Consider the following 10,003-nt stretch of genomic DNA (forward strand, 5'->3'; position numbering starts at 1 on the left):
GACACGCCGTGAATCCGTCCCTGGAGGCTCGTGTCGCGCATCCCTGCGCTCAACGGTCGGCTAACCTGCAACGCTCCCCACCTGCCTCAAGCTTTCATGTTGCGGTATTAGGCGCTGCTATTCAGAGCCGCTCAAAACCTTCCCCCGTGTCCCATATTGATAACTGCTGATAAATCACCCGTACCGCCTGTGTTACTTTCTCCGTCATCGGGAAATAAAACATCACCACGTCCGGCTGAACGCCGAGAAATATCACTTCCTCAATATCCTCACGTAGCTGGTCGATCAGGAAATTGAGCGGCATATTGTGGGTGCTCATAAAGAACATCTCGGCAATATCGTCAGGATTGACGATGCGGATTTCGCCGGGCGCCAGTTCCATATCGGTGGCATCGACAATCACCAACCGGCTGGGCTTAAGATCGCGGATCTGATGGGTCACATTTTCCGGTGTGGCGCCGCCGTTGACGGCTATCCATCCCTCGATCGGCGCCTCGGCCATCATCTCGGCCAGCAGTGGCCCGGCACCGTCGTCACCCATCATGCTATTGCCAACGGTGAGTACGATATTCATGGGGTCGTCACCTTTTTCACAATCAGGTAGATAGCAGGCTCGCGCTCAATCTCGGCGAGCAGGCTGAGCAGCTTGGCACTCCATTCGCTAAAGGGCGCCGGTTGGCTAGCGATCAGCGGAGCCAGCGAATTGGCCAGCAGGTTGGTGTGGGTGGAGTCGATGGTGATTTCGCCAAAGGTCAGCAGGCCACGCATCTTGCGTTGGGCTTCACCCTCCGGGAACTGCTCAACCCAGGTTTGATAGTGCGGCAATGGGCAGCTCAACTCGGTGTTCAGGCAGTCAATCACCCCCACGTGATGGCCAATCGCCAGCGAGTAATACATCACCTGCTGTGCCTGGGCAGGCATATCGTCATCGCTATCGAGAAACTTCTGGCGTAACGACCAGAACACCGCCTTACCTTCATTTTGCATGGGTCAGCTCCTGTTGCAGGCACTCAATCAGGCAAGCGACAATCTCGCGCATGCGCGGATCGCCTTCCTGTTTCAACCATTCTTCCAGGCGCAACGTGGCCGCATCCATGCTGGCACCGGCCAACAGGGAGAGGAAACGGTCGCTGATGATGCGGCCTTGGTAGTAGCCCGCCAGACGGCGTGCCTCGCGTTCAATCAGTACGCGGGTATGCAGTGGGATGCCCGGCAGCAGCAATGCCGCTTGTTCGTCTACCTGCTCAAGATGGTTCTCACCCTTCAGCTTTTGCTCCAGCAGGCCCAGTGCCACGGCAAAGCCGTAGAGGGTGGCGGCAGGCGTCGGTGGGCAGCCAGGTATCCACACGTCAATCGGCACGATGGACTCGCTGCCGCCCCAGACGCAGTACAGATCGTGGAAAATCCCACCGCCGCAGCCGCAGGCACCGTAAGAGATACAGATTTTCGGATCGGGTGCCGACTCGTAAGCCCTGAGCGCAGGCACGCGCATGGCCCGAGTGACCGCGCCGGTAAACAGCAGAATATCGGCATGGCGCGGCGAGGGAACCACCTTGATGCCAAAACGCTCAGCATCAAATACCGGCGTGATGGCGGAGAAGATCTCGATCTCACAGCCGTTACAACCGCCGCAGTCCACGCGATAAACGTAGGCCGAGCGTTTGATATCCTTCAGCAGCTTGCTCTTGAGTTTGGCGGTCTGTTCATCAACGGTGATCGGCGTGCTGCGGTGATGATTGACCTTGATATCGGGTATCGTCATATTATTTCGCTCCTGCCGGCTGGCTCAGCTTCATCGGCCGATGCTGGCTCAGAGCCTGTTTACGCTTGCAGGCGGGGCAGGTCTCGAACTGGGGCCGTAAGGCTTCGATGCTATCGGCCCCCATGCCTGCGTGGGCCAGCAACGCCAGGGCGTAATTCACCGATTTGGTTGGCGTAAAAGGCTGCTGGCAACTGCGGCAGTTGAGCAGCGTAAAGGTGGCGCGGATATACAGATCGGGCTTGTGCATCACCGCCATTTCAAACTCTTCCGACAGCCGGATCGCCCGCGTCGGGCAAACTTCTTCACAGCGTGCGCAAAAGATACAACGGCCAATGAACAGCTGCCAGACACGCTCGCCGCTGGCCTCATGGGTTTCCATGGTTAATGCATTGGCCGGGCAGGCCACGGTGCAGGCGCCGCAGGCGATACACTGCTCAGGATCGTACTCTGGCTTGCCACGAAACCCCGGGCACACCTCCAGCGGCTTAAACGGGTATTTCACCGTGACTTCACCGGCCTTCAGGATGGTTTTAAACAGTTTCAGCATGATCCCTCCCTCACTTGCACGGTGAATTGGTGCGTTCGATCCCGTAGCGTTCAATCTCCTTGTACGGCACGGTCTTCGCTTTGCGCTTGTTGATATCGATCAGCGTGACGCGGTCGGTGCAGGAGTAGCAGGGATCCAGGCTGCCGATAATCAGCGGGGCATCGGAAACCGTATTGCCGCGCAGCATATAACGCAGCACTGGCCAGTTGGCGTAGGTGGCCGCGCGGCAGCGCCAGCGGAACAGTTTCTGGTTATCCCCCAGCATGCTCCAGTGGATATCTTCACCGCGCGGGGCTTCGGCATAGCCCAAGGCAAACTTGTGCGGCTGGTAGCGGAAGCCTTCGGTGAGCAGCGGACCGCCCGGCAGGTTATCCAGGCCGTATTCGATCATCGCCAGCGAATCCAGCACTTCCTGCACGCGCACCATCACTCGTGAATACACGTCGCAGCCGTCGAAGGTGAACAGCGTTTTGGGCAACGAACCGTAGTTGGCATAAGGATGGTCAAAGCGCATATCGCGTTTGAAACCGCTGGCGCGGATCATCGGCCCCACCGGGCTGTAGTCGCGAGCGATCTGCCGATCCAACAGGCCAATACCTTTGGTGCGCTGCTCGATATTCGGCGTGCCGAGCAGCATTTCTACCAGTTGCGTCACGTCGGCGCGCATCTCATGGATCAGCTTGATGGTTTTAACCCGCTGCTCTTTCAGGATGTCGCGGCGCACGCCACCGATCAGGTTGAGCCCATAGGTTTTACGCGATCCGGTCAATAGCTCCGCCATGGTCATCGATTTTTCACGTACGCGGAAGAACTGCATAAAGCCGGTATCGAAGCCGACAAAGTGGCTGGAGAGCCCGATGTTCAGCAGGTGGCTGTGCAACCGTTCGACCTCCAGCAGAATGCTGCGGATGGCATGGGCACGGGGCGGCACATAGATCCCCAACGCATTTTCCACCGAGGTGGTGTAGGCCACGCTGTGGGTGAAGCCGCAGATCCCGCAGACCCGGTCGGACAGGAAGGTGACCTCCTGATAGCCCATACGGGTTTCGGCCAGCTTCTCCATGCCACGGTGCACGTAGAACAGCCGGTAGTCGGCGTCGACAATGCGCTCGCCGTCAACAAACAGGCGAAAATGCCCTGGCTCGTCGGAGGTAATGTGCATTGGCCCGATCGGCACTACCCGTGATTCGCCGGTGGCCGCATTTTCAAACGGGTAAGTTTCCACGTTGGTGGTTGGCTCGGGGCGCTGGCGATAATCCATGGTGTCTTTACGCAGCGGATAAAGATCGTCAGGCCAGTCGTCCGGCAGCACCAGGCGGCGCTCGTCCGGCAGTCCCACCGGGATCAAACCGTACATATCGCGGATTTCACGCTCGCCCCATACGGCGGCGGGAACGCGTGGGGTGACCGAAGGAAACTCCAGTGTGATGGCGCTAACCTGAGCCTTGACGGTGATAAAACACTTTTCCCCTTCCTCCATCGACAGCACGTAGTAGACGGCGAAATCCCCGGTCAAGGTACGTTCGTCATTGCCAAACAGCACTGGCAGCCAACCGCCCAGCTTGTAATAAAGATATTCCACGATCTCGGGTAATGAGTTCAGCTTGACCGTAATGGTGACCTGGTTGGCGGTTTGCCACTCGGCATCCAGCAATGCGGAGGGGAACTTCTCGCGCACTTTGGCCAGGTAGCCTTTGCCGAGTTTTTCGTCGTTGTTGAGGGTCAAAATGTGGGTTTCGTAGCTCACTTTACTTCTCCTGCCTGAGGTTCGGCCGCAGAGGAATGATTCTGAACGGCCCATGGCCAGCTCAATGGCTGGCCATGAGTGCCAGGCTTGTTGTTCATCACGATGTGGACCGCGTTTTCCAGCAGTCGGCTGACCGGTTGAGGGATATGGGTGCCCATCACCAGCATCAATACCAGCAGGATCACCATCGGTAAGGTCGTCAGTATTCCCAGTTCGCCTTTGTTGACCTCTTCTGGTTTGGCGCCGAACAGCACGCTGGCCACCATGCGGACCAACCCGGCCAATACCACCGTCAGCAGCAGCAACAAGACGATGGTCAACGTAATATGGCCAGCCGCCAGCCCGGCGGTGACCGTCATAAACTCACTGAGGAAAATGTTGAACGGCGGCATACCGCCCAGCGCCAGGGCTCCCCCTGCCAGCAACACGGCGCTGAACGGCATGCATTTCAGCATCCCTTTCGCCACGGTAATATCGCGGGTGCCATACTTCAGCAGCACGTTGCCAGACCCGCAGAACAGCAGGGTTTTTGCCAGGCTGTGGTTCAGGGTATGCAGCAGAGCCGCCAGAATACCCAGCGGGCCACCGATGCCGATCGCCACGGCGATCAGCCCCATGTTCTCCACGCTGGAGTAGGCCAGCAGCCGCTTGATATCGCGCTGCACCAGAATAAAGAAGGCTGCCACTGCGACAGAAAGGAAGCCAAACACCATCAACAGAGTGCCGGTAAAGTCATGGCCCAGGGTGGTGCTGATAATGATGTAGTAACGGATGATGATCAGCAGCGCGCAGTTGAGCAGGACGGCAGAGAGCAGGGCGCTGGTGGGGCTTGGTGCCTCACTGTGGGCGTCCGGCAGCCAGGCGTGCATCGGGAACAGCCCGGTTTTGGTGCCAAAACCAATCAGGATAAACACGAACGCCAGATGCATCAGCATCGGATCCAACTGCGTAGCGTGCTTGAGCACTTCCGTCCAGAAGATGGCGTCGTTGGGATCGGGCATAAAGCTGGCCGCGTTGGCGTACACCAGAATGGTGCCGAACAGCCCGAAGGCCACCCCGACGGTGCAGATAATGATGTACTTCCAGGCCGCCTCCAGCGAGGAGCTCTGCCCGTACAACCCCACCAGAAACGCCGAACTGAGCGTGGTGGCTTCGATGGCCGCCCACATCAGGATCAGGTTATTGCTGGTGATCACCAACAGCATGGTGAACAGGAACAGGTGGAAGAAGCCGTAGTAGTGACACAGCGTCGCTACCGAAATCTCGCCTTCATCAACCTCATGGCGCATATAGCCAATGGAGTAAAGCCCGGTAAGGCAGCCGATGATACCGAGGATCGCCAGGAATAGGGCGCTCAGGCTATCCAGATGCAGCCAGCGTCCGGCAGCCAGAATATCGCCTTGCTGGTACACCTGCATCACCACCCATAGGGAAATCGCCAGCAGCAGCATGATAGCGACAAAGTGCAACAGCGTGACGCAGACCCGCGCAGCATTTCCCAGCAATCGACAGGCAAAGGTCAGCAGCGAGAAGGCCAGCGGTGTCAGCAGTAATAGAAACAGCATGGTGGTATTACTCATCATCTCACCCCTTCAACGCCGTCAGTTGTTCAACATTCAGCGTGTTGAGCGTGCGATAGATTTTGCGCGCCAGCACGACCATCACGATCACCGCAAAAATGGCATCGGTGGCGATACCAATCTCCACCAGCTCCGGCGCACGATTCGCCAGCAGCGCCAGCGTCAGGTGCGAACCGTTTTCCATCAGGCAGTAGCCAAACACCTGCTTGAGGATGTTGCGCTGGGTGACGATACACAGCAGACCGAGCATGAAATGCCCCAGCGATACCGCCAGCGCCGGTTTCAGCGAGGCCAGCAGCGGCACCTGCACCGGCTCCACCACAAACCAGCACAGCAGTACAATCACCGCCGCGGCCAGCATCAGCATCACCGGGCCGATCAGGCTGCCGTTCGCCGAGGGATCGTCCATTTTGCGAAAGGCATAGGCCATGATCACCGGCACCAGCACCACCTTGGTGATAAAGGCGCTGATCGCCCACAGCGTGAGCTGGTGGGCGCCCAGGGTTTGCCCCAGCGTAAAGAAAATCAGCACCAATAGCAGCGACTGCAAGGCATAGAGCCAGCACGAGGCCACGGGCCGTTTGGCGCCAATTACCAGCAGCGAGGTGACCATCATCAGCCCCGCGAGGTTATTGACGATAAGTGAACCAGTCATAATCAACTCCCTTATCCAAGCCAGGCGACGGCAATCACGCTGGAACCTACCGACATCGCGATCAGAATCACTAACACCACGCTCATCACCAGCGGCAGCGGAGCGGCCTGTGCCACCTCATCACTGGGTTTGCCGGGAATAACGCGCCCAAACCAATAGATAAACCAGGCAAAGCTGGCGACCGATTCGATCAGCACCAGCACCATCAGCGGCGTCATCAGCCAGAACTCGTGCGACAGTTCAAAACCGGCGGCAAAAATCGGGAACTTGCTGAAGAAGCCGTTAAACGGCGGCACCCCGGTGATCGCCAACGCAGCTACACAGAACCCCACGCCCAGCAGCGGCATCTTGTTCATCACGCCCTGCAAACGCGGCAACATCCGGGTGCCGCAGCTATAGCTCAGCGCTCCGGCTACCAGGAAGAACAGGCTCTTGGCAAACGCGTGGTTAAAGATGTAGGCCACGCCACCGATAAAGGCGGTTTTGGAACCGAAGATGGAGATGGATAACGCCAGGAAGATATAGGAGAGCTGGGTGATGGTGGACCACGCCAGCAGACGCTTCATATCCTTTTGCGGTAGGTACATCAGGAAACCGTAAATCAGGGTGATAGTCGCCATGACGATGCCGACCCAGCCGATAATATGCGGCACCGTATCCGCAGACAGGATGGCGCGGGCATAGATGTAGACGCCCACCTTCACCATCGAAGCCGCGTGCAGATAGGCGCTCACCGGGGTAGGGGCTTCCATGGCATCGGGTAGCCAGGCCTGCAACGGAAGCTGGGCCGATTTCCCCCAGGCTGCAAACAGGATGCCGCCAAACACGACCAGACTGGCCGTACCGTTGAGCTGCGCAATCGCGCTCAGGGCGAAGGTGCCGGTATTGAGGAACAGCGTCGCTGCCGCCAGGTATAAGCCGATCGAGGCAATATGGGTGATCAGCAGGGCCTTCATGGCCGAGCGCTGTGCCTTCGGCGTCTGGTAGTAGCTAATCAGCCCCCAGGAACAGCCGCCGGTGATCTCGAAGAACAGCAATTGCCCCAGAATGGTGGAGGACATCACCAGCCCGCCCATCGCCCCGATAAAGATCAGCAGGAAAGCGTAATAGCGGTTGCTGCCCTCGTGGGGATGTTCGCGGTTGGCCGTGGTGAGGTAACCGGTGGAATACAGGCTGACCAGCAGGCCAAGAAACACCACCGCGAAGACAATCAGCGTGCTGATGCGGTCGATGATAAAACCGAACAGCGCCACGTTGCCGTATTGCAGCAGCGTGATGGTGGTATCCGCCTTGCCATGGGCCAGGAATAACCAACCGATGATCACCGTACCCAGCGTGGCCAGCAGCGCAAACAGGGTACAGATCCACTTGGCCATCCGTTGCGGCACGCAGGCCGTCAACAGCGCGCCGATAAACGGCAGCAGCAGCGTGGCGAGGGCGGTATATTGCAAACAGAGCGTATTTTCCATAATGGGTTTCCTGGCGGCTTACAGACCGGTGAGATAAAAGACCAAGGCCAGCGCCGCTACGCCAAAACCGAGCCAGGTAACGTGATGCGTCAGTAAGAACCGCCCACGCGCCAAGGTATTTTCAAAAAGGGAGGCGATGACAAACACCGCTAGCAGCTTGGCCAGCATGATGACTGCCGCCAGCGCCAGCGCAGGCACCGTCAGCTCCACCGCCTTACCAAAGGGAATAAACACCGCCAGGAACAGCTCGGCGACCACCACCTGCTTGAGGCCGATCCCCCATTTCACCAGCGCCAGGCCGGAGCCGGAATATTCGGTCAGCGGCCCTTCCTGAAGTTCCTGCTCTGCTTCGGCCACGTCGAAGGGGATTTTGCCCATTTCGATAAACGCCGCGAAACCGCAGGCCAGCATGGCCAGCAACGTGGCTGTCGGGGAACTCCAACCCTCGGTCAGGGTGGCGCTGATGGTGCCGATATTGGTGGAACCGGCGATCAGGGCCACCACCAGCAGCGCCAGGATCAGCGTGGGTTCTACCAATACGCCCAGCGTCAGTTCGCGGCTGGCCCCGATCCCGGCAAACGGGCTACCGGTATCCAGACCAGACAGCGAGAAAAAGAAGCGGAACAGCGCGAACAGGTAGAGCAGGGTGATCAAGTCCCCCGCACCGGCAAACGGCGACGTCCGCGTGAAGATGGGCAGCGTCATCGCCACCAGCAACATGCTGCTCAGGAGCACATAAGGCATCACGCGGAAGATGGCGCCTGACTGCGCCGGAGCCACCTCCTGGCGCTTGAACAGCTTGCCCATATCGCGGTAGTCCTGCCAAATGCCGGGGCCACGGCGCGAGTGCATCCGGGCGCGGATTTGGCGGGAGATCCCGGTGAACAGCGGCGTGATCGCCAGCATCATCAGCGCCTGCATCAGCGCGAAGAGTCCCATCATTAACGACGGTGTTTCCTGCATCGACATGCTATTTCCCCTTAAACCGCGACAAGCAACAGCAGGATCACCAAGGCGATCACCACATACAGGCAATAGAAGCGGAAGTCACCGCTCTGCATGCCCTGCAACCGCACACCCAGGCGTAGAGAGGCCTTGACCAGCGGATTGATGATCCAGTCATCCCAGAACGGCTCGGCGCGGGTTGCCCCCGCGGTGGTTTGTTCCAGCGCCCGCGCCAATGCAGGCGTTGGGTCGAGCTGCTTGCGCAGACGGTACAGCGAGGCAAACATGGCGCGCAGTGGCTGGGTAAAGCCCCCGGCGGACACCGCCATAGCCTGTTCCCAGTTGTAACCACAGGCCCACGGGTCGCCACGGCGGCGGAAGCTGGACTGATTGCTTTTCAGCAGCAGATACACCGCCAACGGGATCAGTGGCAGGGCGAGCAGCAGGATAAAGGTCAACGCCGGTGACAGCATGGCCTGGCTGGCCAGTTGCGGCACCAGCATGGAACCTTGCACGACGGTGACGTCATGAGTGCCGACCAGCGTCATGGCAACCTGAGCCAGAACGGGGGCAACTACGCTGGCCCCCACGCCGAGCAGTACGCACAGCAGGGCCAGCAACAGCATGGAGAGCGTCATCTGCCACGGTACTTCGCGAGCCTGCGCCGCTTTTTCACTGCGCGGCCCGCCGCAGAAGCTGACGCCGTAGACCTTGACGAAGCACATCGCCGCCAGCGCCCCAGTGATCGCCAGCATCACCATGGCAATCGGGCCGCTGAGGCGCATCACAAAGTTGCCGTCGTGGCTCATGGAGAACAGCGATTGGTAGGTGTACCACTCGCTGATAAAACCGTTCAGCGGCGGCAGGGCGGAGATCGACATACAGCCGATCAGGAACGCCAGCCCGGTGAGCGGCATCAGCTTCGCCAGGCCACCCATTTGTTCCATATCACGGGTATGTACGCGCCAAATCACGGCACCGGCACCCAGGAACAGCAAACCTTTAAACACCGCATGGTTGAGCAGGTGATATAGCGCGCCGAGCAGGCCCAACGCCGCCATCACCGGATGTCCGCTAGCCATGCCGACCATCGCCACGCCCACGCCCATTAAAATGATGCCGATGTTCTCCACCGTGTGCCAGGCCAGCAGGCGTTTGATATCGTGCTCGGCCAACGCATACAGCACTCCCAACACTGCAGACACTGCGCCGAAGGCCAGCACTACGATGCCCCACCACATTTCGGTGGCACCCAGCAGATCGATCCCGACCTTGATGATGCCGAAGATGCCGATCTT

At 59.0% G+C, this 10,003-nt stretch carries 10 protein-coding genes; all 10 read right to left on the reverse strand.

What is annotated here, in order from left to right; all coding sequences use genetic code 11:
- Positions 1-121: 121 nt before the first annotated feature.
- A complete protein-coding gene (gene hycI, locus ACLQ7H_RS19700; protein ID WP_411754126.1) occupies positions 122-574 on the reverse strand; it encodes a hydrogenase maturation peptidase HycI in 453 nt (150 codons plus the stop codon).
- Entirely contained in the window at positions 571-987 is a 417-nt protein-coding gene (locus ACLQ7H_RS19705) for a formate hydrogenlyase maturation HycH family protein (RefSeq protein WP_411754127.1), read from the reverse strand. Before ACLQ7H_RS19705 ends, hycI begins: the two co-directional genes overlap by 4 nt.
- Complete coding sequence (locus ACLQ7H_RS19710; protein WP_411754128.1) at positions 977-1,762, reverse strand: NADH-quinone oxidoreductase subunit B family protein; 786 nt, start codon at positions 1,760-1,762, stop codon at positions 977-979. Before ACLQ7H_RS19710 ends, ACLQ7H_RS19705 begins: the two co-directional genes overlap by 11 nt.
- Position 1,763: 1 nt before the next feature.
- Complete coding sequence (gene hyfH, locus ACLQ7H_RS19715) at positions 1,764-2,309, reverse strand: hydrogenase 4 subunit H (RefSeq protein ID WP_179244507.1); 546 nt, start codon at positions 2,307-2,309, stop codon at positions 1,764-1,766.
- A 10-nt stretch (positions 2,310-2,319) separates the two neighbouring features.
- A complete protein-coding gene (locus tag ACLQ7H_RS19720; protein WP_411754129.1) occupies positions 2,320-4,110 on the reverse strand; it encodes an NADH-quinone oxidoreductase subunit C in 1,791 nt (596 codons plus the stop codon).
- Positions 4,053-5,636, reverse strand: a complete 1,584-nt coding sequence (locus tag ACLQ7H_RS19725) for a hydrogenase 4 subunit F (protein ID WP_411754134.1) — start codon at positions 5,634-5,636, stop codon at positions 4,053-4,055. The genes ACLQ7H_RS19720 and ACLQ7H_RS19725 overlap by 58 nt, the downstream gene beginning before the upstream one ends.
- Positions 5,637-5,640: 4 nt before the next feature.
- Positions 5,641-6,291 (reverse strand): hydrogenase 4 membrane subunit, encoded by a 651-nt coding sequence (gene hyfE / locus ACLQ7H_RS19730; protein WP_411754130.1) that lies wholly within the window; start codon positions 6,289-6,291, stop codon positions 5,641-5,643.
- Between the two features lie 11 nt (positions 6,292-6,302).
- Entirely contained in the window at positions 6,303-7,760 is a 1,458-nt protein-coding gene (locus ACLQ7H_RS19735) for a hydrogenase 4 subunit D (RefSeq protein ID WP_315901744.1), read from the reverse strand.
- Positions 7,761-7,778: 18 nt separating this feature from the next.
- Positions 7,779-8,729 carry a respiratory chain complex I subunit 1 family protein gene (locus ACLQ7H_RS19740; protein WP_411754131.1) on the reverse strand — a complete coding sequence of 317 codons (951 nt, stop codon included), beginning with the start codon at positions 8,727-8,729 and terminating at the stop codon, positions 7,779-7,781.
- A gap of 11 nt (positions 8,730-8,740) precedes the next feature.
- Positions 8,741-10,003, reverse strand: a 1,263-nt coding sequence (locus tag ACLQ7H_RS19745) for a proton-conducting transporter membrane subunit (protein WP_411754132.1), incomplete at its 5' end; no start/stop codon positions are given.

Source organism: Serratia sp. (in: enterobacteria), assembly GCF_046715635.1.
Lineage (GTDB): Bacteria > Pseudomonadota > Gammaproteobacteria > Enterobacterales > Enterobacteriaceae > Chania.